At 69.3% G+C, this 251-nt stretch carries 1 protein-coding gene; it reads left to right on the top strand.

Annotated features, from left to right (window positions below):
- Window positions 1–251 (top strand): FAD-dependent monooxygenase (locus AC1RQI_RS17375; protein WP_481905856.1); only part of this gene is annotated, 251 nt, incomplete at both ends.

Below are 251 nucleotides of genomic sequence, written 5' to 3'. Positions count from 1 at the left end.
ATCTGCACAGCATCTTCCTGCGCGCCTGCGAGGCCGATCCCGCCATCACGCTGCGCAGCGATTGCGACGTGGTCGGATATGACCAGGACGGCACCGCAGTCGTGGCGCGGCTGAAATCCGGCGAGCGCGTCACGGGCCGCCTCCTGATCGGCGCCGACGGGCTCAGGTCGCGGATTCGCCAGCAGATGGTCGATGACGGTCCGCCGCGGATCGCGGGCCACACCACCTACCGCTCGGTGATCCCGACCGAG

The sequence above is a fragment of the Salicola sp. AFF1 genome (assembly GCF_056783195.1).
The sequence above is the reverse complement of the archived record's forward strand: the minus strand, read 5'-3'. Positions and strand labels throughout refer to the sequence as shown.